This is a genomic window from Pseudomonas brassicacearum, from assembly GCF_003732265.1.
GTDB classification, from domain to species: Bacteria; Pseudomonadota; Gammaproteobacteria; order Pseudomonadales; family Pseudomonadaceae; genus Aquipseudomonas; species Aquipseudomonas brassicacearum_D.
This window is the reverse complement of sequence record NZ_MOBK01000006.1, coordinates 1,243,445-1,268,943: the sequence shown is the minus strand read 5'-3', so window position 1 is coordinate 1,268,943 and position 25,499 is coordinate 1,243,445. Positions and strand designations below refer to the sequence as shown.

22 protein-coding genes are annotated in these 25,499 nt (G+C 60.9%); 7 read left to right on the top strand and 15 right to left on the bottom strand.

What is annotated here, in order from left to right:
• Positions 1 to 8: 8 nt before the first annotated feature.
• Positions 9 to 1,196, top strand: a complete 1,188-nt coding sequence (locus tag BK660_RS18910) for a type II secretion system F family protein (RefSeq protein ID WP_123434527.1) — start codon at positions 9 to 11, stop codon at positions 1,194 to 1,196.
• A 147-nt stretch (positions 1,197 to 1,343) separates the two neighbouring features.
• Positions 1,344 to 2,159 carry a hypothetical protein gene (locus BK660_RS33460; protein WP_185045111.1) on the top strand — a complete coding sequence of 272 codons (816 nt, stop codon included), beginning with the start codon at positions 1,344 to 1,346 and terminating at the stop codon, positions 2,157 to 2,159.
• Between the two features lie 143 nt (positions 2,160 to 2,302).
• Here the strand turns inward: BK660_RS33460 and BK660_RS18900 are convergent, their stop codons facing one another.
• Positions 2,303 to 3,199, bottom strand: a complete 897-nt coding sequence (locus tag BK660_RS18900) for a LysR family transcriptional regulator (protein ID WP_123434526.1) — start codon at positions 3,197 to 3,199, stop codon at positions 2,303 to 2,305.
• 161 nt (positions 3,200 to 3,360) lie between these two features.
• Here BK660_RS18900 and BK660_RS18895 point away from each other — a divergent pair, with 161 nt between their 5' ends.
• Both BK660_RS18895 and BK660_RS18890 read left to right on the top strand, forming a co-directional pair.
• The gene (locus BK660_RS18895; protein ID WP_123434525.1) at positions 3,361 to 4,380 is read left to right on the top strand and encodes an alpha/beta hydrolase; all 1,020 of its coding nucleotides are present in this window, start codon (positions 3,361 to 3,363) and stop codon (positions 4,378 to 4,380) included.
• A 69-nt stretch (positions 4,381 to 4,449) separates the two neighbouring features.
• Positions 4,450 to 5,877 carry a mechanosensitive ion channel family protein gene (locus tag BK660_RS18890; RefSeq protein ID WP_123434524.1) on the top strand — a complete coding sequence of 476 codons (1,428 nt, stop codon included), beginning with the start codon at positions 4,450 to 4,452 and terminating at the stop codon, positions 5,875 to 5,877.
• Positions 5,878 to 5,923: 46 nt separating this feature from the next.
• Here the strand turns inward: BK660_RS18890 and ycaC are convergent, their stop codons facing one another.
• From ycaC to BK660_RS18850, 8 genes are all read right to left on the bottom strand, one after another.
• Positions 5,924 to 6,550: an isochorismate family cysteine hydrolase YcaC gene (gene ycaC, locus BK660_RS18885; RefSeq protein WP_123434523.1), complete on the bottom strand. Its 627-nt coding sequence runs from the start codon at positions 6,548 to 6,550 to the stop codon at positions 5,924 to 5,926.
• A gap of 69 nt (positions 6,551 to 6,619) precedes the next feature.
• On the bottom strand, positions 6,620 to 8,458 hold the full coding sequence (locus tag BK660_RS18880; protein ID WP_123434522.1) for an amidohydrolase: 1,839 nt from the start codon (positions 8,456 to 8,458) through the stop codon (positions 6,620 to 6,622).
• Positions 8,455 to 9,048, bottom strand: a complete 594-nt coding sequence (locus BK660_RS18875) for an antibiotic biosynthesis monooxygenase (RefSeq protein WP_123434521.1) — start codon at positions 9,046 to 9,048, stop codon at positions 8,455 to 8,457. Before BK660_RS18875 ends, BK660_RS18880 begins: the two co-directional genes overlap by 4 nt.
• Positions 9,041 to 9,457: a DoxX family protein gene (locus BK660_RS18870; protein ID WP_123434520.1), complete on the bottom strand. Its 417-nt coding sequence runs from the start codon at positions 9,455 to 9,457 to the stop codon at positions 9,041 to 9,043. The genes BK660_RS18875 and BK660_RS18870 overlap by 8 nt, the downstream gene beginning before the upstream one ends.
• A gap of 280 nt (positions 9,458 to 9,737) precedes the next feature.
• Positions 9,738 to 9,926 carry a hypothetical protein gene (locus BK660_RS32460; RefSeq protein ID WP_148057449.1) on the bottom strand — a complete coding sequence of 63 codons (189 nt, stop codon included), beginning with the start codon at positions 9,924 to 9,926 and terminating at the stop codon, positions 9,738 to 9,740.
• Positions 9,927 to 10,317: 391 nt separating this feature from the next.
• Complete coding sequence (locus tag BK660_RS18860) at positions 10,318 to 11,466, bottom strand: hypothetical protein (protein ID WP_148057448.1); 1,149 nt, start codon at positions 11,464 to 11,466, stop codon at positions 10,318 to 10,320.
• Between the two features lie 397 nt (positions 11,467 to 11,863).
• Complete coding sequence (locus BK660_RS18855) at positions 11,864 to 12,784, bottom strand: LysR family transcriptional regulator (RefSeq protein WP_123434517.1); 921 nt, start codon at positions 12,782 to 12,784, stop codon at positions 11,864 to 11,866.
• Positions 12,785 to 12,831: 47 nt separating this feature from the next.
• Entirely contained in the window at positions 12,832 to 13,818 is a 987-nt protein-coding gene (locus BK660_RS18850) for an MBL fold metallo-hydrolase (protein ID WP_123434516.1), read from the bottom strand.
• Positions 13,819 to 14,025: 207 nt separating this feature from the next.
• Between BK660_RS18850 and BK660_RS18845 the strand changes: the two genes are divergently transcribed.
• Positions 14,026 to 14,466, top strand: coding sequence for a helix-turn-helix domain-containing protein (locus tag BK660_RS18845; RefSeq protein WP_123434515.1), 441 nt, complete (start codon positions 14,026 to 14,028; stop codon positions 14,464 to 14,466).
• A 208-nt stretch (positions 14,467 to 14,674) separates the two neighbouring features.
• On the opposite strand, the gene BK660_RS18840 is transcribed toward BK660_RS18845, so the two are convergent.
• From BK660_RS18840 to BK660_RS18830, 3 genes are all read right to left on the bottom strand, one after another.
• On the bottom strand, positions 14,675 to 16,120 hold the full coding sequence (locus tag BK660_RS18840) for a catalase (RefSeq protein ID WP_311202908.1): 1,446 nt from the start codon (positions 16,118 to 16,120) through the stop codon (positions 14,675 to 14,677).
• A 75-nt stretch (positions 16,121 to 16,195) separates the two neighbouring features.
• Positions 16,196 to 17,020, bottom strand: a complete 825-nt coding sequence (locus BK660_RS18835) for an alpha/beta fold hydrolase (RefSeq protein WP_123434513.1) — start codon at positions 17,018 to 17,020, stop codon at positions 16,196 to 16,198.
• A 32-nt stretch (positions 17,021 to 17,052) separates the two neighbouring features.
• On the bottom strand, positions 17,053 to 17,628 hold the full coding sequence (locus tag BK660_RS18830; RefSeq protein ID WP_123434512.1) for a flavodoxin family protein: 576 nt from the start codon (positions 17,626 to 17,628) through the stop codon (positions 17,053 to 17,055).
• Between the two features lie 334 nt (positions 17,629 to 17,962).
• On the opposite strand from BK660_RS18830, the gene BK660_RS18825 reads away from it, so the two are divergent.
• Positions 17,963 to 20,767 (top strand): ATP-binding protein, encoded by a 2,805-nt coding sequence (locus BK660_RS18825; RefSeq protein WP_123434511.1) that lies wholly within the window; start codon positions 17,963 to 17,965, stop codon positions 20,765 to 20,767.
• Here BK660_RS18825 and BK660_RS18820 read toward each other — a convergent pair.
• Positions 20,732 to 22,216, bottom strand: a complete 1,485-nt coding sequence (locus BK660_RS18820; RefSeq protein ID WP_123434510.1) for an ATP-binding protein — start codon at positions 22,214 to 22,216, stop codon at positions 20,732 to 20,734. The two genes, BK660_RS18825 and BK660_RS18820, sit on opposite strands and share 36 nt — an antisense overlap.
• Before the next feature lie 185 nt (positions 22,217 to 22,401).
• Positions 22,402 to 23,352, bottom strand: coding sequence for a GlxA family transcriptional regulator (locus tag BK660_RS18815; protein ID WP_123434509.1), 951 nt, complete (start codon positions 23,350 to 23,352; stop codon positions 22,402 to 22,404).
• A 362-nt stretch (positions 23,353 to 23,714) separates the two neighbouring features.
• Here BK660_RS18815 and BK660_RS18810 point away from each other — a divergent pair, with 362 nt between their 5' ends.
• Positions 23,715 to 24,437, top strand: a complete 723-nt coding sequence (locus BK660_RS18810) for a pirin family protein (protein WP_123434508.1) — start codon at positions 23,715 to 23,717, stop codon at positions 24,435 to 24,437.
• A gap of 160 nt (positions 24,438 to 24,597) precedes the next feature.
• Here the strand turns inward: BK660_RS18810 and BK660_RS18805 are convergent, their stop codons facing one another.
• Positions 24,598 to 25,473, bottom strand: coding sequence for a LysR family transcriptional regulator (locus BK660_RS18805; protein WP_123434507.1), 876 nt, complete (start codon positions 25,471 to 25,473; stop codon positions 24,598 to 24,600).
• Positions 25,474 to 25,499: the final 26 nt, after the last annotated feature.

Sequence of the window (25,499 nt, the reverse complement as noted above, 5' to 3'; positions counted from 1 at the left end):
GGAAGACCATGCGCTTTCATCTCAAAGCTGTGGGCAAGGCCGGTGTGGTCTCGATGACGGTCGAGGCCCCCGGCCACAGCGAGGCCCGGCGCATTGTCGAAGACCAGGGGTTGCGGGTGGTCAGCCTGCATGCTGAACGGCACTGGCGCGCCTTGCGTCTGCAACAGCGCGAGACCTTTAACCTGGTGTTGTTCAGCCAGGAACTGACCACCTTGCTCAATGCGGGCCTGCCGCTGATCGATGCGCTGGAAAGCCTGGCCGAAAAAGAGAGCGCGCCACAGGCCCGCAAAACCCTGAGTGAGCTGGTGCGCTTGCTGTACGAGGGCAAATCGTTCTCCCAGGCCCTAGGTCAGTTGTCGGCGGTTTTCCCGCCGTTGTATGTGGCACTGGTGCAGTCCAGCGAGAAGACCGGCGCCGTGGGCGAGGCCCTGGGCCGCTATGTCAGCTATCGCCAGCGCATGGACGAGGTTCGGCAAAAGATCGTCAGCGCGTCGATCTACCCCATGCTGTTGCTGGTGGTGGGCGGGGGCGTGGTGTTGTTTTTGATGGGCTACGTGGTGCCGCGCTTCAGCCTGGTTTTTGAAGGCCTGGGGTCGAACCTGCCGTGGCTGTCGCAAGTGCTGATGACCAGCGGCATGTTCCTCCACGCGCATCAGGGCGAATTCTTCGGCGGGTTGCTGGCGATCATCGTCGCCCTCGCCTTCCTCCAGCGCCAACCGGCCTTTCGTCGTGGCGTGGACCGCCTGATCGAAAAACTCCCGGCGATCCATAAACGCATCTTCATGTATGAACTGGCGCGCTTCTACCGCTCGCTGGGGATTCTGCTGCAGGGCGGCATTCCTCTCGTCACCGCCATGGGCATGGTCCGTGGCCTGCTCACCGTGGCCTCGCGCACACGCCTGGACGAAGCCTGCGAACGGGTGCGCGAGGGCCAGTCGCTGTCGGCCGCACTTGAGCTCAATCACCTGGTGACACCGGTGTCCCTGCGCTTGCTGCGCGCCGGCGAACAGTCCGGCAACCTCGGGCAAATGATGGAGCGCAGCGCCGACTTCTACGACGAAGAAATCAGTCGCTGGCTCGAATGGTTTGTCAGGTTGTTCGAACCACTGCTCATGACGTTTATCGGGTTGTTGATCGGGGTCATCGTGATCCTGATGTACATGCCGATTTTCGAGCTCGCCTCCAGCATTCACTAAGGCTCTGGAATGGGGGCGAGCGCCACGTTGCGTTTTTTGTTGACGCTTCAACTGAATAAATCTGAACGCTGTGGTGTTCATCTACTGAATCGAGCAGCACGTTGCATTGTTCATCAACGTTCCAACCCGAAGAAGACGGAGAACGACATGCACATCAACAAGCTTTTACTGGCAGTAGCTATTGGCGCGGTCTTGTCGGCGTCCACCGTATTGATACCGGACAGTCTGTCCAGTATGTCGACCGCTCAGGCCAAGGATGGTGGTGGCGGAGGCGGCGGAGGGGGTGGTGGCGGCGGTGGCGGTAGTGGCGGCGGTGGCGGAGGTCATGGCGGCGGTGGCAATGGTGGGGGTGGCGGAGGAAATGGTGGCGGCGGCGGTGGTAATGGCGGCGGTGGCGGCGGCAATGGCGGTGGCGGTGGCGGTGGCGGTGGCGGTGGCGGCGGTGGAAACGGTGGCGGCGGCAACAGCGGCGGTCACGGTGGAAGCGGCAGTGGCGGCAACAGTGGCAGCGGCGGTAATAGCGGCAGCAGTCACAGCGGCAGCGACCATGGTCCGGGCAATGCCGGCAACACAGCCTCCTCCAACTCCGGGCGCAGTGGCACGCACGCCGAACCTGGCGACGATCATGGCGTTCATGCCAACGGTGAAGTAGGCGATGACCATGGTGTTCATCGTTCCGGTGAAGTCTCCCACAACCAAAATGGCGTTCATCGCTCCGGCGAAGTCTCCCACAACCAAAATGGCGCTCAGCGCTCCGGCGAAGTCTCCCACAACCAAAATGGCGCTCATCGCTCCGGCGAAGTGTCACACAACCAAAATGGCGTTCATCGCGCCGGTGAAATCGGCGACGACCGTGGCGTACACGCCAACGGTGAAGTCGGCGATGACCGCGGTGTCCATGCCAACGGCGAAGTCGGCGATGACCGTGGTGTTCATGTCAACGGCGATGACAAAAGGACCTGATCACTCCTAAGCCCAGGTCATCCACACAACAACTGTGGGAGCGAGCCTGCTCGCGATAGCCATTTGTCATTCAACATTGATGTCGTCTGACACTGCGCCATCGCGAGCAGGCTCGCTCCTACAGGGGGAACTGTGTGTGAGGCTTAGAGGCCCCCTTCAGATTGATCCAGCCGTTCGCGCAAAAACTCGATCAACGCCTGCACCGGGCGCGAGCTCTGGCGGTGCTGCGGATAAACGGCCGACAACCTCAGTGGCTCAGGCCGAAACGCGTCCAGCACCGGCACCAGCCTGCCGTCCTTCAAGGCTGCACCGACGATAAATGTCGGCAAGTAGGTAATCCCCATCCCGGCAATCGCCGCGTCCTTGAGTAACTCCCCGTTGTTGACCCGCATGCGGCCCGTGACATTGACCGTCAGCGGTTTGCCCTGCCCTTCGAAACGCCATTGCACCTGACGACCGTGACCATACGGCAGGCAGTCATGGCCGTGCAGGTCTTCGGGTTTGAGCGGTGTGCCACGTTCGGCCAGGTACGTCGGGCTGGCGCAGTACACACGCTGGATCGAGGCGATGCGTCGGGCGATCAACGTCGAGTCTTCGAGAATGCCGATGCGCAACGCCAGGTCATAGCCCTCACTGAGCAAGTCCACCGGGCGATCACTCAGGTCCACTTCCACGGTGACATCACGATATCGCTGCAAGAACACCGGCAGCAGGCAGCCCAAATGCGCCACCGCAAACGACAAAGGTGCGCTGATGCGAATCGTGCCCCGTGGCTCGGTGGTCTGCCCGGCGATGCCCTGCTCCACCTGCTCGACTTCACCAAGCAAGCGCAAGGCCGACTCGTAATAACTCTGCCCCAGCGGCGTGACGTCCAGCCGCCGGGTCGAGCGATTGAGCAAGCGCACGCCCAGGCGCTCTTCCAGTTGCATCAAGCGCCGGCTGACGAACTGCTTGGACAGCCCCAATTGATCAGCCGCCGCGGTGAAGCTGCCCGAGTCCATGACCTGGCAAAAAATACGCATGTCTTCGAATGGGTTCATTGTCACGCCTTGGTTGACAGTTAAACACTTTATAGCCGCTTTTTCGCCTGTAGGCATCCTATTAATCTGTGTCCACGGTGTTGCTGAGGGCCTGAACCACAGCCATCAGCAACCTGAAAACTCAGGTACTCAACGTCTAAAAACTTAAAAAGGATTTGCCCATGAACATCCTCAAAAAAACCCTGACCGTTTCCCTCCTCGCCCTCTGCGTCGGCAACGCATTTGCAGCCGGCAGCCCTGGCGTCGAACACAACACCCAAGCCTTCCTCGAAGCTCTCGCCGCCGGTGGTGGCAAGCCGCTTGAGCAACTGAGCCCAAAAGATGCCCGAGCGGTGCTGGCGGGTGCGCAGAGTTCGGTGAAGGTTGATCTGTCGGGTGTTGAAGTCAGTGACCGCGCAATCAGCGTCGATGGCCAGACCATCAACCTGAAAATCGTGCGTCCGGCCAAGGTCAAAGGGCAATTGCCGGTGTTCATGTTCTTCCACGGTGGCGGTTGGGTGTTGGGCGATTACCCGACTCACCAGCGTTTGATCCACGACCTGGTGGTCGGCTCCGGCGCTGTCGCGGTGTATGTCGACTACACACCGTCGCCGGAAGCGCACTACCCGACTGCGATCAATCAGGCCTACGCCGCTACCCGTTGGGTGGCCGAGCATGGCAAGGAGATCGGCGTCGATGGCAAGCGTCTGGCTGTAGCGGGCAACAGCGTCGGCGGCAACATGGCGGCGGTCGTGGCCTTGATGGCCAAGGAACAGAAAACCCCGGCGCTGCGCTTCCAGTTGTTGATGTGGCCAGTGACCAACGCCCGGTTCGACACCGGTTCGTACCAGCAATTTGCCGAAGGCCACTTCCTCACCAAAGGGATGATGAATTGGTTCTGGGACAACTACACCACCGACAGCGCCGAGCGTGCGCAGATCCATGCCTCGCCGTTGCAAGCCAGCGCCGAACAGCTCAAAGGCTTGCCCGCCGCCCTGGTGCAAACCGCCGAGTTCGACGTGTTGCGTGACGAAGGTGAAGCCTATGCCCGTCACCTCGACGCCGCCGGCGTACCGGTCACCTCCGTGCGGTACAACGGCATGATTCACGACTTCGGCCTGCTCAACCCGCTGAGCCAGATTCCGGAAGTCAAAGCGGCGGTTCGCCAGGCTGCACTGGAACTCAAGACTCATCTGAACTGAGCCCCCTTGAAGGAGCCTGCCCTCGTGCAGGCTTTTTCCTGTCTGCCCTTTTGAAAACGGAGTTTCCCCATGTCCTTTGTCCTGAGTCATCTGCTGTCGTGGAGCGCGGTGTTGTTGGTGATCGACGCGCTGCTCTGGCACCTCGCGCCGTTCAAGCATCGCGTCACGCGGGTCGGCGTGCGCCTGGCGCTGTTCCTGATGTTCAGCGCGCTGATCATCAACGCCGGCGTCAGCCCGTTGCTGGCGCCGTTGTTTGCCGACGACCGCGTGGCGCAATTGGGTGGTACGGCGCTGGGGATTCTCTGGTGGTTGTACGCCGCACGGGTGCTCACCGAAGTCATCGGCCTGGTGCTGATGCGGCGCATCGGTCACAGCGGCCGGTTGTTGCAGGACGTCATCGGGGCACTGGTGTTTCTGATCGCCATCGTGGCCGCTGCGGGTTATGTACTGGAGCTGCCGGTCAAAGGTTTGCTGGCGACTTCCGGGGTCGTGGCCATCGTGGTCGGCCTGGCGTTGCAGAGCACATTGAGCGACGTGTTTTCCGGGATCGTGCTCAACACCACCAAGCCCTATCAGGTCGACGACTGGATCGTCATCGACGGTGTGGAAGGCAAGGTGCTGGACATCGACTGGCGCGCCACGCATTTGCTCACCAGTGCCGGCAGCACCGCCGTGGTGCCGAACTCGGTGGCGGCCAAGGCAAAAATCGTCAACCTGAGCCGACCCAACAACATGCACGGCGTATCGATCAGCATTCAGGTGCCCAACCATATTCGTCCACGTCGTGTGCTCGATGCGCTGGATCGAACCCTTCAGGGCAGCAGCAGTTTGCTGCTCAATCCCCCGCCGAAAGCGGTGCTCAAGGAGGCCGGCGAAACCATGTCCGAGTACGTGGCCAGCGGCTTCATCACCGAATTGGGCAAGAAAAGCGAAGTGCGTAATCAACTGTTCGACCTGGCGCATCGGCACCTTGAAGCGGCGGGTATATCACGCCAGCTTGACGGCGTGATCGAGCCTAGCGGCCGTGCACGGGCATTGTTGGATGAGGTCAAAGTCTTCCGTTCCTTGAGCGAAGCGGAGCGCGATCAACTGGCGCAATCGATGGTCGCGCAACAATACGCGGCAGGCCAGGTGGTGCTGGAGGTCGGAGAAGTGCCGGACAGCTTGATGGTCATCGCCACCGGCGTGATCAGCGCCACCGTGCCCGACGGCACCGGCCAAACCGAAGCCGGGCGCATGGGCCCGAGCGAAGTCATGGGCGAGCAAAGCATCCTCTCCGATACGCCATCCCAAGCCACGTTCACCACGTTGACCTCGTGCATTATTTACCGGATAGACAAATCCCTGACCCGTCACTGCATCGAACAACGCAGCGAAATCGGCCAGGCACTGAACAAACTGCAAGCCGTGAGGCAGCAGAACAGCCGATTGGCGTTGATGGCCAAACCGCTGCCGATCAAGAAAGGGGGGTTCCTGAGCTGGCTGCAAACACGATAGGCAAAAAAATGCCCGCTCATTGCGGGCATTTTTTGTGCGGCGAGGCTTACTTCGACGTCAGCACCGAATAGCTGTTCATCAAATTGCGATAGTTCGGAATGCGCGGCGACAGCAGATTCGCCAGGCCTTCCATGTCGTTGCGCCAGTCACCTTGCAGCTCGCAGGCCACCGAGAACCAGTTCACCAGTTGCGCACCCGCCGCCGCCATACGTGCCCATGCCGCTTGTTGCACGGTTTCATTGAAGGTCCCCGAGGCGTCGGTGACGACGAACACTTCAAACCCTTCTGCCAGCGCCGACAGCGTCGGGAAGGTCACGCAAACATCCGTTACCACACCGGCAATGATCAACTGCTTGCGGCCGGTGGCTTTGACGGCCTTGACGAAGTCTTCGTTGTCCCAGGCGTTGATCTGGCCTGGACGCGGGATGTACGGCGCGTCCGGGAACAGCTCTTTGAGCTCCGGCACCATCGGGCCGTTCGGGCCGTTTTCGAAACTGGTGGTGAGGATGGTCGGCAGTTTGAAGAACTTGGCCAGGTCCGCGAGGGCCAGGACGTTGTTCTTGAATTCGTTGGGCGAGAAATCCTGAACCAGCGAGATCAGACCGGTCTGGTGGTCGACCAGCAAGACAACGGCATCATCCTTGTTCAGGCGTTTGTACGGAACGTTGCTCATGTGAAACTCCTCGGTGGATGGGTATTACGTCGGGCGCCGATGCAGTGCATCGGCGCTTTGTTGTAATCGTCAGAACGCGAAGCACGAGCAGCCAAAGGCGCCCCAGAAACCCGCAAAATCGCTGACCGGCGCATTCGACAAGCGCGCCTTTTCATGGCTGTGGGCATGCACGCCGCACGGCCCGCTGCAATGGTGAACTTGCGCCTGCATCGGCGAAGTCGGCCGCCAGTGGCCCGGGACCTTGACCACCGGCGACCAGTCCGGCAGCACCGGCACGCTGGCCGGTCCGAGTTTTTCGAAGTCACCGGCGGCGTACACCACTTTGCCGCCGACCACGGTCAACACCGACTCGATCCACTTGATCGCTTCTTCGTCGACGCTGAAAAAGTCCGCGCTCAACGCCGCCACATCCGCCAATTGGCCGACCTTGATCATGCCTTTCTTGCCCTGTTCGGAAGAGAACCAGGCGCTGCCATGGGTGAACAGTTCCAGCGCGGTCTGCCGCGACAGGCCTTCGGCATGCAGCTCAAGCCCTCCCACTGTCCGGCCGCTGACCATCCAGTACAGGGAGGTCCAAGGATTGTAGCTGGACACTCGCGTGGCATCGGTACCGGCGCCGACCGGCACGCCTTCGGCCAGCATGCGCTTGATAGGCGGGGTCGCTTCGGCGGCTTTGGCGCCGTAACGCTCGACAAAATATTCGCCCTGGAATGCCATGCGGTCCTGAATCGCGATACCACCGCCCAGCGCCCTCACCCGCTCGATGTTCTGCGGGGTGATGGTTTCAGCGTGGTCGAAAAACCATGGCAAACCGTTGAACGGAATGTCGCGGTTGACCTTCTCGAACACGTCGAGCATGCGGCTGATCGATTCGTTATAGGTGGCGTGCAAACGGAACGGCCAGCGCTGCTCGACGAGGTGGCGCACCACCGGCTCCAACTCGTCTTCCATGGTTTGCGGCAGGTCCGGGCGCGGTTCGAGGAAGTCTTCGAAATCCGCCGCCGAGAACACCAGCATTTCCCCGGCGCCGTTGTGCCGCAGGTAATCGTCGCCCTGATGCAGGGTCACGCTGCTGGTCCAGTTCTTGAAGTCGGTCAGTTCTTCTTTCGGCTTCTGGGTGAACAGGTTGTAGGCGATGCGGATGGTCAGTTGCTGGTCCTTGGCCAACTGCTCGATCACTTGATAATCGTCCGGATAATTCTGGAAACCACCGCCGGCATCGATCGCGCTGGTGAGGCCCAGTCGATTGAGTTCGCGCATGAATTGGCGGGTCGAGTTGACCTGATACTCCAGCGGCAGCTTGGGCCCCTTGGCCAGCGTCGAGTACAGAATCATCGCGTTCGGTCGCGCGACCAGCATGCCGGTCGGCTCGCCATTGCTATCACGGACAATCTCGCCACCCGGCGGGTTCGGCGTATTGCGGGTGTAGCCGGCCACGCGCAACGCGGCACGGTTGAGCAAGGCGCGGTCGTACAAATGCAGCACGAACACCGGAGTGTCCGGTGCCGCCTGGTTGAGTTCTTCGAGGGTCGGCATGCGCTTTTCGGCGAACTGGAATTCGTTCCAGCCACCGACCACGCGCACCCATTGCGGCGTTGGCGTGCGGTCGGCCTGATCCTTGAGCATGCGCAAGGCATCGGCCAGCGACGGCACCCCTTCCCAACGCAGTTCGAGGTTGTAGTTCAGACCGCCACGGATCAGGTGCAAGTGCGAGTCGTTGAGGCCGGGGATGACGCAGCGGCCCTTGAGGTCGATGACTTGCGTGCCCGAACCGCGCAGGGCCATGGCCTCGGCATCGGTGCCGACCGCGACAAAGCGGCCTTCGCTGATCGCCACGGCGCTGGCGAGCGGGTTTTCACGGTCAACGGTATGAAATTGGCCATTGAATAAAATCAGATCGGCGTTCATCGCGTTTCCTTGGGCTGAGGGGAAGGAGATAACCAGGGCGCGAACAATCGGGTCGCCATGGGCATGAACAGGTACACCACCGACACCACGATGGTGAGCGTGATCAGAAACGTCGCAACGACGTAATTGGACAGAATGGCGTTGAGTTGCAGCAGCGGTCCCCAGATCAGCGGCACCAGCAAGGTGTGCGGCAGGATCACCAGCAAGGTCACCACGGCTTGCTTCCAGCGTGGCGGTGGTGGTGACGCAGCGTCGGCCTGGGGCGCAAACCAGAATTCATTGACCGGGTTGACCTCGGTCTGGTCGCCGTCGGCGAGCATCGGCGTGGCTTCGCGGATCAGTTCCAGGCGTTGCGGCGAGTCGAGCCACTGCTGCATTGCATCGGTGGTGCAAAAGCGCAGCACGCAGGTGTACATGTCGAGTCCGGCATTTTTGCCGCGCATCACGTCAACGCCCAGGTGCCCTTCCTGCTGCCCGGCGATGCTGACAATGTTGCGCAGCCAGGCTTCGTAAGGCGCTTCAAATCCGGCCTTCACCCGGTGCTTGATGACCAGGGTCACGACTTCTTCAAAAGGGTTGGATTCAGGCATAACGCGACGCTCCGGCGAGTCGGACATTGAGCGCCAGCCGACCGGGCCCGGCGATGAAAATGCTGGTAAACAGGATCAACAACAGCCAGCCGAACTGCCCTTCTTCAATGCTCCATTGCGGATGCACCACCACCATCGCCACCAGCAACACGCACAAAATCGGCAGGCACGCCAGGCGCACCAACAGCCCGACAATGATCAGCAACGGGCACAGCACCTCGGCGAAAATCGCCAGCATCAGCGTCAGGTGGGCGCCGAGGTGGAAAGGGTCTTCGATGACTTGCAGTTGAGCGCTGTAGTCAAGCAGCTTCGGCAAGCCGTGCACCCACAACAGGAACAGACTGGCGCTGACCCGCAGAAACAGCAGGCCCCAGTCCTGCACCCGTTCATCCCATTGCGATGTGTTCATGGGCTACCTGCACAAATGAAAAACCACCGGCAATGATGCGCCGGGACATTTCTCGATAGTGCCGGTGTGGGGGCGGGGAAAATTGGATGGGTGTGCTCTTTTTGTCGATGAGCACAGATCTGCACAGCGATGCAGACCCTTTGCAGGAGTGAGCCTGCTCGCGATGGCGGTGGGTCAGGCGACATCGATGTTGAATGTCATGACGCCATCGCGAGCAGGCTCGCTCCCACAAGGGAATCGGGTCTTAACATTGAGTGATGAATCAGATCTTTTTGCTTCATCAATCCCAACTCAATGCGCCACCTGTTTGATACTCGGTGACTCTGGGGCGGATAACAGCTTGAGGTGTATCACTTGCAACTTTTAGCTTTCCGAAAAACGCTACGTCCGCAGAGCCCGGGCCACTCGCGACAAACAAAAACCGACCCGAGATTGTCTTGGCTTTTTTGTTTGCACGCAGGTTGATCATTCCGGCTCTTGAGACGTATTCATTTCCTTGCGGCGTGGTAAATGTCGCTCGCCCCTTTCCTTGTGTACTGGTGAAGTCCAGCATGTCATCGGGGATGGTTTTAAAGTTTCGCGGACAATCACACTGTTACAAGTGACAGTTTTTTAGAACGTTTTGCAATCAACCAAAGATTTGAATGCGGCTGGTGACATGCAGACTCACTTTCGTGGAGCCACCTCATGTGAGCCAGTGGATTCAATGCAACCAGTTCACCGACAAACAACAAGTGGACCCTCAAGCGTATTCACAGGCAAGCCAGCTCCCACAGTTTTTTTGTTGCGTGCAAGTTTTGTCTGGCATAAAAAACGGCCTCTTCAAAGGCCGTTCTGTGCAACGGGCAACGCTTCGTAGATCACTGCGCCCAGCCCTGCTCGCCTGCCGGATTGGCCAGCACATTCAGACTCAAAGGCTCTGATACCACAGGGGCCGATGTCCCACGGGTATAGCTGAATGTCACCGTAACCCTTGTACCGACGTTGGCGGTTACAAGCGTTGTGGGTAACAGTATTTCTCTGGGACTTATGTTGCCAGCCTGGACTGGAGCGGTGGTTCGCGTCCCGGCACCCGGCGTTCCTACCCACATCACTCTGACCAGGTCTGTGGATACCATGTCGTAGTTCAAAACGGCAGTCAGGCGTTCCCTGGCCGCAGCCGGGTCCAGGTTGGTGTTATCGGGGGCCTCTTTGATGGTCAGCGGTAACGGTAATGGCAACGCTACGTTGATTGTCCAGGTGTTGGACTCCTCATTGCTGCCATACAAGGCCACCGCTTTGAACACGTGACGCCCAATGCCCAGGTCCACCATCAAAAATTCCCAACGACCGGAATCAGCCCTGGCCGTGCCTTTGGAAATGAGCCCGTCAAAGATCTCCACTTCGCCACCCACCATGGCGGTCCCTTCTATCGTCACGCTGGCATGCGCGGTACTCCCGCCATCGATGATGTCCTGATCGAGATCTTTCACCGACTGGATCAAAGGCCTCACCGGCGTTATCGGCGCGCCGGTTCTGACGATGTAGCTTCGATGCGCAAACGGCTGGGAGAGGGTCTCATCCTGGCTCCCTTGCAGGCCCACCTTTAACACCAGGGTCAGTATGCTGTGATTCTCGAGCCCTTTCAGAGGGTCGGCGGAGAAGTTTTGCGCATGGAAACCCTTGCTGAATTCCGGACCGACGACGTTACTGGGCGCACTCCAGTAAACCTCATTGAAAGGGCTTCCATCGGCGTTGGTCCCTAGCAGTCGCAACCAGAAGAACTGGCCGCGCATCTGCAGGATCCATGCATTGATCCGCAGGGTGAATTCGGTCAGGCGGTTGACATCAAGGACCAAGCCTTCACCAGAGTCCGACGCCTGGGTGATAAATGGCCTGGGCAAGTCGCTTTGCGAGACGGACAGCACGTAAAAAATCAACGGCTGCGAAGTCACAGGCTCCGCGTTGCCTCGAATGACGGTGTAGGTCACCGTCACCGTATGCCCCAGGTTGAAGATCGTCAGCGGCACACCGCCTATCCCGACCTCCAAGGGACGCAACGTACCGACGGAGAAGAAAGGCGAGGTATAGGAGCCGGCCCCCGCAGTCCCTGCCCACGTCACGCTAACCCTGTCTGCGGGATCAGTCGTATAAAGCATGCCGATCGTGCAGCTGCTCCTGAGCGCCAATGGATTCAGGAGCCCGGAAGTCCCGGAGGTCCGGCTTTCCCGAATATACGGGGACGGCAAGTCGTCGGTGACCAGTTCAGCAGACGGCCCATTCATCATTCGTTCCCTGTGTGTGATTGACCATGCCCCCTGGGGCGCTGACCTATCACACACTGGATCGAGAACATCGGCTACTGTCAGAACTAACAGGTCAACGGTCATTTCGGACAGACGGTGAGCGACCCGAAGGCCGTCGCGTTCAATCCGGAATTGGTAAAGCCGCGGACATGAACTCGCTGATGCGCGAGCGTAACCAGCGCTCCGCCGGGTCATTGTCATGCACCCCGCTCCAGGCCATCGACAACTGCGCCGCATCGATGGCAAACGGTGGGTCTTCGGCGCGTAATCCACAGCCTTCCACCAGCGCGCACGCGGCATAGTCCGGCACGGTGGCGATCATCTCGGTGCCGGCGAGCAATGCGCGCAAACCGCTGAACTGCGGCACACCCAACACCACGCGACGGCTGCGCCCGAGCTTGGCCAGGTCGAGGTCGATGTTGCCGCTCAGGTCGCCGGAGAACGACACCATGGCGTGGGGCCGTTCGCAGTATTCATCCAGCGTCAGCGTGCCCGGTCGTTTGTCCCCGCGCAGCACTTTGCAGGGAATGTCCCGCAGTTTTTTGCGTTTGGCGTTTGCCGGCAGGTCAGTGGTGTAGCTGACGCCCACGGAGATTTCCCCGGAGGCCAGCAACGCCGGCATCAGCAGGTAATTGGCGCGACGCACCACGACCACAATCCCCGGCGCCTCTTCTTGCAGTTGCCGCAGCAACGGCGGAAACAAGCCAAACTCGGCATCGTCCGACAGCCCGATGCGAAACACATCACAACTGGTCGCCGGATCAAACTCCTTGGCCCGGCTGACCGCGCCTGAGATCGTGTCCATCGCCGGCTGCAACTCTTTGAGAATCGCCAGTGCGCGTGCCGTCGGCTCCATGCCGCGCCCGTTGCGCAGCAACAACGGATCGTCAAACAAATCGCGCAACCGCCCCAGCGCCGCGCTCACCGCCGGTTGGCCCATGAACAGTTTTTCCGCGACGCGGGTCAGGTTCTTTTCGAACATCAGCGCCTCGAAAATCACCAACAGGTTCATGTCGACTCGGCGCAGATCGTTACGGTTCATAAGCACGGTTCCCTTGTGTGTTGAGCCAGGCACGAAACGCTGGGACTTTACTCGATCAGCGGCACTTTGGCCGCACGTTTGTAAGGCCCGTATTCGACCGGCACCCATTGGAAGTGCTTGCCCTGGGCCGCGATGTGGCCGATGCCCGGAAACGGCAAATGCGCCGCCGACACCCAGGTCTTGCTGGCAGCCGCGTCACTGAACACCTTGGCCCGGCTCTTGATCGCTTGCTGGCTGTTGACGTCAAAAGCAATCGACACTTCAGGGTGCTCGAATTGCACCGCCAGGTTATGCACCAGATCCCCCATGAACAGGATGCTCTGGCCCTCAGAGGTGAAGCGGTACGTGGTGCTGCCGGGGGTGTGCCCGGTCTCCAGCGTGGCATCGACCACACCCGGCACGGGCGATTGGCCGGCCTCGAACGTCTTGAAACGACCCTGCGCAACGTAAGGCGCGGTGGAATCCTGGGCGATTTTGAAGTACGGCTTGGCACCCTCGGGGGCCTTGGCGATGGCTTGAGGGTCGAGCCAGTAATCAGCCTCGGCTTTTGCCGCGTAGACCGTGGCATTGGCGAATACCGGTTTTTGCTCTGCGTCGACCAGCCCGCAGACGTGGTCCAGGTGCAGGTGGGTCAACAGAATCTTATCGACCTGGGAAGGCTCGTACCCGGCGGCTTTCATGTTGTCCGAGAGCATGCCGGCCGTTGCGCCGATGCACTGGCCGGCGCCGGTGTCTACCAGAATCAACTGCTTGCCGGTGTTGACCAAAAACGCGTTGAACGCGGTTTGCACCCCCGGCGTTTCAATCGAGCGACGGGCCAGCAATGCGCGAATCTGACTTTGCGTCAGGCCCTGGAGCAGCTTCGGCGACAGGTCGTTGTAACCATCGAACAACGCCGTCACTTCGTAATCGCCCACCGCCAGGCGAAAGTAGCCTGGCGCCTGTGTGCCGACTTGCGCCGGTGCCTGCGCCGAGGAAGTACCGGACGCCAGCGCTATCGCGAGCCCCAGCGCGCAAACCAGAGAATGTTTCATGCCTTCACCCTTGATCGATAAAAAAAGCGGCCACGCGTAACGCCACCGGATGACGTCGATAGTGCAAGTACTGCGCCTGAAGAAATTGCAGCAATGTGCTGAGTTAGCGCCTTTGCCGGATATGCGCGAGGACGGAATTAACAACGTTTAACTCGCCTGCCAACACCCCGCGACGAAGAATGAAGCTCACCGACACGGACATTTGTCATGGCCCATTCTCAGCAATACGTCGCCCGCGCGGCCGTCACTGAATCGCCCAAGAAGACCACCGGCGGCCTGACCCCATGGCGCGAAAGCCTGGCGAAACAACTGATCCTCGACCGTCTCGATGAAACCGTCGAGGTCACTGAACTGGCACGGGCGTGCGCCCTCTCGCGCAGTCATTTCTCCCGCGCGTTCAAATGCAGCACCGGTTACTCGCCTCAGGACTGGATACGTCTGCAACGCATTGCGCGGGCCAAGCAATTGATCCGCGACACCGACTTGAGCCTCACGCAAATCAGCCTCGAATGCGGCTTCTGCGATCAGGCGCATTTCTGCCACATCTTCACCCGCAGCGAAGGCATCAATCCGTTTGCGTGGCGCTGCCGCACAGTGCGCTCACACCCTCACCCACCCGCCTACACCGCTCAACTTCACCCGCAATAACACCCTGAAGCAGCTGCGCCCGCCCCTGTAGCAGCTGACGAGCAGCGCGAGGCTGCGTTCGGCTGCGCAGCAGTCGTAAATACTGTACACGCGGTTTTTCTGAAACACCGCGCTGCCTGAATTCACGACGACTTCGTCGCCGGACGCAGCCTCGCGCTGCTCGTCAGCTGCTACAGAGCCGAACGTTGCCTCGCGAGGTAGCGGCTGGTTAACCCAATGGCGACAATCGCTCCAACGCCTCTGCCACCCCGAACCCATACGCCGGATCAGCCTTGGTGCAGTTTTCGATGTGCCGATTACGAATCGCCTGCGGTACGCCATTCATGGACCGCGCGGTGTTGTCGAACAGACGCTGCTTGCTCTCCGGATCGAGCAACCGAAACAGATTGCCGGGCTGCTCGTAATGATCATTTTCCAACCGATGATCATAGTGCTGCGCAAAGCCTTCCAACGGCAGCGGTGGATCGGCCAGTTCCGGCGAATCCGGCCATTCACCCACGCTGTTGGGGAAGTAACTGGCAGTGCCGCCGAGGTTGCCGTCGGTGCGCATGGCGCCGTCGCGGTGGTAGCTGTTTATTGCCGGGGCGCGTGGCGCATTGACCGGGATGTGATTGAAGTTCACCCCGAGGCGATAACGTTGCGCATCGCCATAGGAAAACAACCGCGCCTGAAGCATGCGGTCCGGCGAGAAGCTGACGCCCGGCACCACGTTGGCCGGTGAAAACGCCGCTTGCTCGATTTCGGCGAAATGGTTCTCGGCGTTGCGGTTGAGCTCCATGACGCCGACTTCGATCAGCGGAAACTCGCCGTGTGGCCAGACTTTGGTCAGGTCGAACGGGTTATGTCGGTGCGTTTTGGCCTGCTCTTCGTCCATTACCTGGATGAAAAGTTTCCAGCTCGGGAAATTGCCCGCCTCGATGACTTCGTACAGGTCGCGCAAATTACTCTCGCGATCCTTGCCGACCACCGCTTGCGCTTCGGCATCCGTAAGGGTTTCGATGCCTTGCTGACAGACAAAATGAAACTTCGTCCACACCCGTTCGTTGTCGCGGTTGATCAGGCTGAAGGTGTGGCTGCCGAAACCGTGCATGTGGCGAAAGCTGGTGGGAATCCCGCGATCGCTCATGACGATGGTCACCTGGTGCAGCGCCTCCGGCAGCAGGGTCCAGAAATCCCAGTTGCTGGTGGCATTGCGCAGGCCGGTGCGCGGGTCACGCTTGACCACGTGGTTAAGGTCGGAAAAGCGCAGCGGGTCACGGAAGAAAAACACCGGCGTGTTATTGCCGACGATGTCCCAGTTGCCTTCGTCGGTGTAAAACTTCACTGCGAAACCGCGGATATCACGTTCCGCATCCGCCGCGCCGCGCTCGCCGGCCACCGAGGAAAAACGCACGAACAGCTCCGTTTGCTTGCCCACGGTGTTGAAGATGCTGGCCTTGGTGTAGCGACTGATGTCGCGGGTGACGGTGAACGTGCCGTAGGCGCCCGCGCCCTTGGCGTGCATGCGTCGTTCGGGAATTACTTCGCGGTCAAAGTGGGCCAGCTTTTCCAACAGCCAGATGTCTTGCAAAAGTGCCGGCCCACGAGGACCGGCAGTCTGGATATTGAGGTTATTGGCCACCGGTGCACCGGTGGCATTCGTCAGCTTTTTCATGGACATGATCTCGACGGTAAGCTGCTCTCACCAGCAGCGGAAACCGGCGCAGATGCACATCCGCGCCGGGGTTCATCATCCCTGTAAGAACGCCAACAGCTCAGCGTTGAGCTGATCCTTGTGAGTGTCAGTCAAGCCATGGGGTGCATCGGGGTAGATCTTTAGCGTAGAACCTTTCACCAGTTTTGCCGAAGCAACGCCCGCTGCTTCGAACGGCACCACTTGATCCGCATCGCCGTGCACCACCAGGGTCGGGATGTCGAATTTCTTCAGGTCTTCGGTGAAGTCGGTTTCGGAGAAGGCCTTGATGCAGTCATAGGCGTTCTTGTGGCCGGCCATCATGCCTTGCATCCAGAACGCGTCGATCATGCCTTGGGACGGTTTCGCGCCTGGCTTGTTGAAGCCGAAGAACGGGCCGCTGGCGAGGTCGATGTACAGCTGCGAGCGGTCGACGAGGGACGCCTGGCGAATGCCGTCGAACACTTCGAGGGGCAGGCCGCCAGGGTTGGCTTCGGTCTTGAGCATCAGCGGCGGCACCGAGGAGATCAGCCCGGCCTTGGCCAGCCGCCCTGTGCCATGGCGACCGATGTAGCGCGCCACTTCACCGCCGCCGGTGGAGAAGCCGAACAGCACCGCGTCCTTGAGGTCCAGCAATTCGATCAACTGCGCCAGGTCGTCGGCGTAGTGGTCCATGTCATTACCGGACCACGGCTGGCTGGAGCGCCCGTGACCCCTGCGGTCATGGGCGATGACCCGGTAGCCTTTGGACGCCAGGAAGATCATCTGCGATTCCCAGCTGTCGGCGTTCAACGGCCAGCCGTGGCTGAAGACGATGGGCTGACCGGTGCCCCAGTCCTTGTAGTAAATCTCGGTGCCGTCGCGGGTGGTGAACATCGTCATGGGCTATCTCCTTTGCGAGTGTCGGGGGTTTATCAAACCGGTGAGTGGTTCATGCGTTCAGCCAGCCGCGCCACCCGCTCGCCCAGGTGCGCGGCGGTGCAGCGATCTTCGGGCGGTGGGGCGAGTTCGGGAGGTTGTTCGACATTGGATTGGGACATGGCACCGAGCGAGCTGCCCAGGCGATTCATCTGCCCATCGAACACCCCGGTACCGGAACGCGCCGGCAGCAGGTCGAGGCCGACCCAGATCATTGAGTGCTGGGCCGCGAACACCGCCATTTGCAGCAAGGTGTTGAGCTTGTCGCCGCACAGGCTGCCGGAGTTGGTGAACCCGGCGGCCAGTTTGTCGCGCCAGGGTTGGGCCAGGTAGAACGCTGAAGTGGCTTCCATGAAGCCTTTGAACGGCGCCGAGGCGCTGCCCATGTAGGTCGGGGCGCCGAAGATGATGGCGTCGGCGCTGTGCAAGCGGTCCCAGTGGTCGTCCACTTCCTCCACTGGAATCAACAGGCAGGTGCTGCCCAAGTGCCGTTCCACCCCCTGGGCCACGGCCTGCGCCATGACCCGGGTGTGCCCGTAGCCACTGTGATAGACCACCACCACGTTGCTCATTCCGGTGTCCTCATGACAATAAATCCCTGCTTGACTTCAATGCCAACACCTACAGGTGTTGCGAACTGCGACTGACCGGCGGACGTTGAAGAACCAGAGTTTTGGGCGTAGACCAGACGCAGCACGAGTTAAACGTTGTTAATTTTCCCTGGCGCACCAAAAGCCGTAACCCCGGCTTTGTTACCGTAAACACGGCACCGGCCAAGGGTGACGGGTACAGACAGTCGCAGCGAACACCCGACAGTCACCCGCCACCCGGGATTGCACTGATCCGAAAACCTGCGGAACATGCTCGAAAACCGCGTACTAGACGGATGCAAGCAGGAGCGACACGTTGACCCTCTCCCCCGAACAGGCTGTGCATTTCGGCCCCTACCGGATCTACCCCGGACAGCGCCTGGTGATGGAGGCCGACCAGCCCCTGCGCCTGGGCCGGCGTGCCATGGACATTCTGCTGATCCTGCTGGAGCACGCCGGGCAGGTGGTCAGCAAACAGCAACTGATCGCAGCGGTCTGGCCCAACAGCGTGGTGGAGGACATCAACCTGCGGGTGCACATGGCGGCGCTGCGCAAAGCCCTCGGCGACGGCCAGGCCGGCCAGCGCTACATCGTCACCGTGGCGCAGCGCGGCTATAGCTTTGTCGCGCCCTATTCGCAGGAACGGATCGAGCAACACCCCGAACCCGAAGGACCGGTACCCAACGGCCATAATCTCCCAGTACGGCGCACTCGCCTGATCGGGCGCCAGTCCCTGGTCGATGCACTGGTGACACAACTGGCACGCCAGCGCTTCATCACCCTCGTCGGCCCCGGCGGCATCGGCAAGACCACCGTGGCCCTGCGCGTCGCCGAACAGTTGATCGGACGCTACCGGGACGGCATTCGCCTGCTGGACCTGGCACCGATCAACGACCCGCTGATGATCACCGCCCATTTGGCGACGCTGCTCGATGTGTCCCTGCACGATGGCGAACCGGTGAGCGCACTGGCAGCCTTCCTGCGCGACCGCCAGATGCTGCTGGTCATCGACAATTGCGAACACCTGGTCGACGCCATCGCCCTGCTCTGCGAAAGCACCCTGCGCGCCGCGCCCGAGGTGCACATTTTGGCCACCAGTCGCGAAAGCCTGCGAGCCGAAGGCGAGTTCGTCCAGCGCCTCGAGTCGCTGGATTGCCCACCGCCCATCGCCGTGCTGGATCGCGCTCAGGCCATGACGTTTTCGGCGCTGCAATTGTTCGTCGAGCGGGCGATGGCCAGCCACGACAGCTTTGAACTCAGCGATAACGAGTTGCCGCTGTTGATCGACATCTGCCATCGCCTGGACGGCATTCCGTTGGCCATCGAACTCGCCGCCGCGCAAGTCGGCCACTTGGGCTTGAGTGGTGTGCTGGAGCAGTTGCAAGGCAGTTTTCGTTTGCTGACCCAAGGGTGTCAGCCGGCATTGGGTCGGCACCAGACGCTGCGCGCCACGCTCGACTGGAGCTACGAACTGCTGACGTCCTGCGAGCAAACCTGCCTGCGCCGGTTGGGCGTGTTCAGGGGCGGATTCACTCTGGAGTCCGCAGCGGCGGTGACCGTCGGCGAACACATCGACCCCGGCAAGGTGTTTGGTGCGATCACCCAACTGGTGGCCAAGTCGCTGTTGAACGTGGAAGTGGGCGATGAAGAAGTGTTCTATCGCCTGCTCGACACCACACGCAGCTATGCCCTGGAAAAACTCGACCAGGCCGCCGACTTGTCAGACACGCGAATCCGCCATGCTGAACGTTGCCTGGCCTTGATGCACCAGGCACGCAATGACTGGGAACTCGTCCCGACCAGTCTGTGGATCGAGCGTTATGCCCGGGGTCTGGAGGACATTCGCGCGGCACTCGATTGGGGCTTGAACGGGCACGGGCCGCAAGCACTGGCCATCCAGTTGGCCGCGACGTCCATGCCGCTGTGGCAGGAACTGTCGCTGCTCAAGGAGCATGGCGTTTATGTGCGCAAGGCCCTGACACTGCTCGACGCCACCCCCGAGCCCTGCCCTCAGCTGAAAATGAGCCTCAAACTGGCCCTCGGCAGCTCCTGCTACCACACCCAGGGCGGCACTGCGGAAACCATCGACGCCTTCGTCAGTGCCAGACTCCTGGCCAGACAGTGCCGTGACATGGCCGGTCAGTTGCGGGCGGTGTCCGGGCACATGGCGGTCAATCTCAGCTGCGGTCATTATCAACTGGCGCTGGAGCAAAGCCTGCAGTTCGATCGAATCGGCGGGCATGACGACGCTGTGCTCGCGTTGAGCACCCACCGACTGCGCGTGCTCGCGTTGCACTTTGCCGGGGATCAGGAGCGGGCACGGGTCAACGCCGAAGAAGTGATCCAGCGCATGGCCCACAGTGGCCACCTCAACCGCTTCACCCACGGTTTTGGCGTGCAGTACGACCAGAGCGTTGCTTCCCTGACAATTCTGGCGCGCATCCTCTGGTTGCAGGGCCAACCGGAGCAGGCCTGGCGTACGGCCCGGCAGGCGCTGAACATCGCGATCCAGATCAACCACGGCACCTCGATTTGCTACACCCTGGCCCTGGCCGGTTGCCTGATCGCCCACTACAACGGCGACACCCGCAGCGCCCGTGAACTGCTGCGCCTGCTGCTGGAGCAAGCGCAAAAACACTCGGTGCTGCTGTTCTACACGTGGGCGCGACATTACGCGCAGGTGATCGACAACGCAGAGGCACACTCGCCGCCCCCACCCGGCAGCGGGTTGATCAAGGACATCATGGTCACGCTGGACAGCGGTTTCGTCGATGACGCCTTGCTGCACCGCGCGGATACCGGCATCGCCGGCTGGAGCACGGCAGAAATTCTGCGGGCCAAGGCGAATGCGCTGCTGGAAGAGGATTGTCCGTTGAAGAACCAGGCGGCCGAGGCCGTACTGATGCGGGCTCTGAACGTGGCCAGAACCCAGGGCGCCCTCGCCTGGGAACTGCGCAGCGCCACATCACTGGCCCAGCTTTGGCAGCGTCAGGGCCGCTATCAGCAGGCCCATCAATTGCTGGCACCGGTCTACCAGCGATTCACCGAAGGCCATGCCACTCCGGACCTGTTGAAAGTCCGCCGGTTACTCGACGAGTTGCAACGCCACTTGCCCAGCTGACGCGGAGCGCCCCCGGCTGATGAAACGGGCGTAGCGCCTTTCGAAATCGCGAAACGCCCCACCGTGCTCGAGTTTTTCCAGGGCATACAGGCGCGTGGTGTTGAGGAAACGGTAACGGGTCACACCGCTGGCCTCCTCCAGTGACAACAACGATTTGAGTGCAAGGTGCTGCACCGCGTCCATCACGCCTCCGGGTGGCAGTGTCGAGCAACTGATCACCGCAATGGCGGCGTCCAGGGTGAAGGCCATTTTGAACACGGCCAGGCGCTGCAACACCGTTTGCTCCAATAGGCTCAGCTGTTCATAGCTCCAGTCCAGCGCGGCTTTCAGGGTTTGGTGCCGGGGAACGGCCGTGCGCCGACCATGGGTCAGCAATTGAAAACAATTGTCGAGTTGTGATTGCAGCCCCACCAACGCCAGTGCGTCGATTTGCGCGGCCGCCAGCTCGATGGCCAGCGGCAAACCATCAAGTCTGCGGCAGATGTCACCGACGGTGTTGAGGTCCTGATCGCGCAGGGCAAAGCCTTGTTGACGGGTGCGGGCGCGACTGACAAACAGCTGCACGGCCGAATAACCCATGACTTGCGCAACGCTCTGCCACTCGGACTTGGGCGGTACCGTCAGCGACGGCAGACGCACCAGCGTTTCCCCAGTCGCCAGCAACGGTTCGCGGCTGGTGGCCAGAATCGACAGCCGGGGCGCCGTAATCAGCAGACTTTCAACCAGCGTTCGACAGCGCTCCAGCAGGTGCTCGCAGTTGTCGAGCACCAGTAACGCATGGCGCTGCGCCAACCCCTCAAGGGCAGTCCCGACATCGAGTTCAAGGGTGCGCGTCAGATGGTCAATGACGTGCGCGGGATCAGCAATCGCCCCCAGATCAACCAGCCAGACACCGTCCTGATAGTGTTGCAACAACAGTTCCGCCACACGCAGCGCCACCGTGGTCTTGCCGATGCCGGCGGGGCCAACCAGCGTCATCAGACGCCGCACCGGCAACTGCCGCACCAGACTGCCGACCATCGAGTCGCGACCGGTCACCGGCGTGAGCCGTGCCGGCAGGTTGTGTTGAGCTTTCTGCAGGGACTGGATCGACACCGGCGCGCCCGCCGGCAGGTGCTGCACCGGGGCGACAAAACTGTATCCGCGCTGGGGAATGTTGACGATATAGCGCTGACCGTCTTGCCCGTCGCCAAGGGCGCGACGCAGCGCAGCGATGTGCACGCGCAGGTTGATTTCTTCGACCACCGATGTCGGCCAGACCCGGGCAATCAGTTCGTCTTTGCTGACCACCGTCCCCGCGCGTTCGACCAGCACCTGCAAGATGTCCAGGGCCCGCCCGCCCATGCGCAGCGGCCGATCACCGTCCAGGATCAGCCGTTGCCGCTGGTGGAATGCGTAGGGGCCGAAATGCAGCACCGCTTCGCTGTTCAAATCTGTGAGGCTGTTCATGCACGTTCGCGTGCTGAAAACCTGGCCCGGCTCAAAGTGCCACAAACTTCCTTCGCACTCGCCTTCCAGGCTCCCGCACCTCCCTTGCAAAGAGTTCACGGGTATCTTGGCAGTCCTGCGTGACGGTTCAACGGCCACGGAGGGAGCGTCCCGGCCATCAAGGTGCGCATGACGGACACAATACGCTAGCTGAACTGTTCGCGGTATTGGCCAGGTGTCAGGCCGAGCTTTTCGCCGAACAGAAAACGCATGTGGCGCACGCTGCCGAAGCCGCTTTTGAACGCCACGGTCTTGAGCGGCAGGTCGCTGGTTTCCAGCAGGCTCCTGGCGCGGTCGATGCGCGCGTTTTGCAAAAACTCCATCGGTGTCATGTTCACTTCCCGGGCAAAAATCCGGGTGAAATGCCGCGTACTCATGGTTGCCAGGCTGGCCATGCGCTCGATGCAGAACGCTTCATCCAGGTGTTCCAGCACATAGTTTTGCACCCGGGTAATCGGCGTTTCGTGCGGGGCAACCGTGGCCATCAACGGGCTGAACTGCGCCTGTCCGCCCTGGCGTTTCATCACCACCAACAGCACTTTGGCCACGTCTTGCGCGACTTTTTTGCCATGGTCTTCGGCGACCACCGCCAGCGCGAGGTCGATGCCGGCGGTCACACCACCGGAGGTGATGAGGTTACGGTCCAGCACGTAAATCTGATCAGTCTCCACCGTGGCCTGGGGGAAGCCTTTGATCAGCCGTTCGGTGTAGTGCCAGTGAGTGGTCACGCGGTAGCCGTCGAGCAAACCGGCGAACCCCAACACGAAGGCGCCCGTGCAAATCGAACCGTAGCGCCCGGCGCGATTCACCGCGCCCTTGAGCCATTCGAGCAACGGCAGGTGTTTCTCGTTATAGGCACCGGGGCCGCCCGGCACCAGCAACAGGTCGTAATCTTGAATCGCCTGATCCATGTGCAGATCGGCCTGGACGCTGACGCCGTTGGATGCACGCAATGCGCCGGGCTCGGTGCCGATGGTCGTGAGGTGGTAGTGGTCCGCCGGGGCCAGGTAGCGGTTGGCGATGGAAAACACCTCCATGGGACCGGCCATGTCGAGCAGGAGGAAGCCCGGGAATAACACCATTGCCACGGTTTTCATGGGTTAGACATCACTGAAGTAAAAGGAAGATCCATCGGCTGAACACCGGTCCCGTGTGGGAGCTAACCCTGTGGCGAGGGGGCTTGCCCCCGTTTGAGTGCGCAGCGCTCACAAGATTTTGGGGCTGCTGCGCAACCCAACGGGGCGATGCGGCGTTCCGACAAGCCCCCTCGCCACAAAAGGGTGTTGTGCATTATGGCTAATCGTGGCGTCAGCGTCGGGAAAGAATGCGTGATCGACCGCACACAACTGTCAACCAGATCAGGACAGTGTTTCAATTTCCATCTACTTATTGCACCCGCCAGTAACCATTAACCTTCTCCTCACTCGGACGAATCAACGTCCCAACAGGAGATTTCATCATGCTGACCCTTCGCAAAGCTTCTGATCGCGGCGCGGCCAATCACGGTTGGTTGAAGTCGTTCCATACCTTTTCCTTCGCCAACTATCGCAACCCGAAAGAACAGGGTTTTTCCGACCTGTTGGTGATCAACGATGACCGCGTGGCGGCCGGCAAAGGCTTTGGCCAGCACCCTCACCGCGACATGGAGATTTTCTCCTACGTGCTCGAAGGCGCGCTGGAACACAAGGACACGCTGGGCACCGGTTCGGTGATCCGCCCGGGTGACGTGCAGTTGATGAGTGCCGGCAGTGGCGTGGCCCACAGCGAGTACAACCACTCGGCGACACGTCCTGTGCATTTCCTGCAAATCTGGATCGTGCCGGAAGTGAGCGGCGCCAAACCGCGCTATCAGCAAGAACACTTCAGCACGAAAAAGAAACGCGGGCGTCTGCAACTGATCATCTCCCCCGACGGCGACAAGGGATCGCTGAAGGTGCGCCAGGATGCACGGGTGTACGCCGCGCTGATCGACGGCAAGGAAAGCGCAGCGCTGGAACTGGCGGCGAATCGTTATGCTTACGTGCACGTGGCCCGTGGCAGCGTTGAACTCAACGGCGTGCAGTTGCAGGAAGGCGATGGCGTGCGGGTACGTGATGAACAGGTGCTGACGTTGAGCAACGGTGTGGATGCCGAAGTGCTGGTGTTCGACCTGCGCCCGCAAGAGCTGCCTGAAATGCCCTAACTGTTAAACGCAAATCCCTGTAGCAGCTGGCGAAGCCTGCGTCCGGCTGCGAAGCAGTCGTAAACCCGGCGCACGCGGTCTGCCATTTAGACCGCGTCGCATGAATATACGACTGCTTCGCAGCCGGACGCAGGCTTCGCCAGCTGCTACAGGGTGCGTGTTATTCGCCGGTGCCGGAGAACACCGCGACAATTTCTTCGATCACCACCCGCACCCTCGCGGTGTGCCGCAAGTCGGCGTGGGTCACCAGCCAGACGTCATACGGCAGCGGACGCGTGCGCTCCGGCCAAAGTCTGACCAGCCCGTCCCTCTCCCCCATGTACACCGGAATTTCCCCCAGCCCGATACCCGCCGCAATGGATCGACGCACCAGCAGACTGGAACTCAGGCTCGACACGATCCGCCCGCGGGTCAACGGCTCCGAGACCAGCGTCATGTCCTTTTGGCTTTGCAGGTACGGCTGATACACCACCAGATCATGCCCTTCAAACGCCGAACCCGGCGCTGGCACGCCGTTGGCGTCCACATACGCCTGGGACGCAAAAAGCCCCACCGGCCAGCGGGCAATTCGTCGCGCGATCAGGTCCGGATTATCCGGCCGGGTATTGCGCACGGCGATGTCGGCTTCGCGTTTGGCCAGGCTGAGAATCTGCGTCGAGGCGTCCAGTTGCACGCGTACGTCGGGATGCTGTTGATGCAGGCGCGCGATGGCCGGAATCAGGAAATCGATGGCCATGGAATCCGTGGTGCTGACCCGAACAAGCCCGGTCAACCGATCATCCAGCCCCTGGATCTGCCGCTGCAGTTCCAGCGCCGAACGCTCCATTTTTTCCACCGCCGCCAACGCCGCCTCACCGACCGCGGTCAGTGCGTAGCCTTCCGAGGTGCGCAGGAACAACGTGGCACTCAATGACTTTTCCAGCGCCGTAATCCGCCGTCCCACCGTGGCCTGGTCGACCCCCAGCACCCGCGCGGCGCCGCGCAGTGTCGACTCGCGGCAAACCGCAAGAAATACCCGTGCGTCATCCCAATTCATGCGGCTCTCCTGCTGATGCAGATACG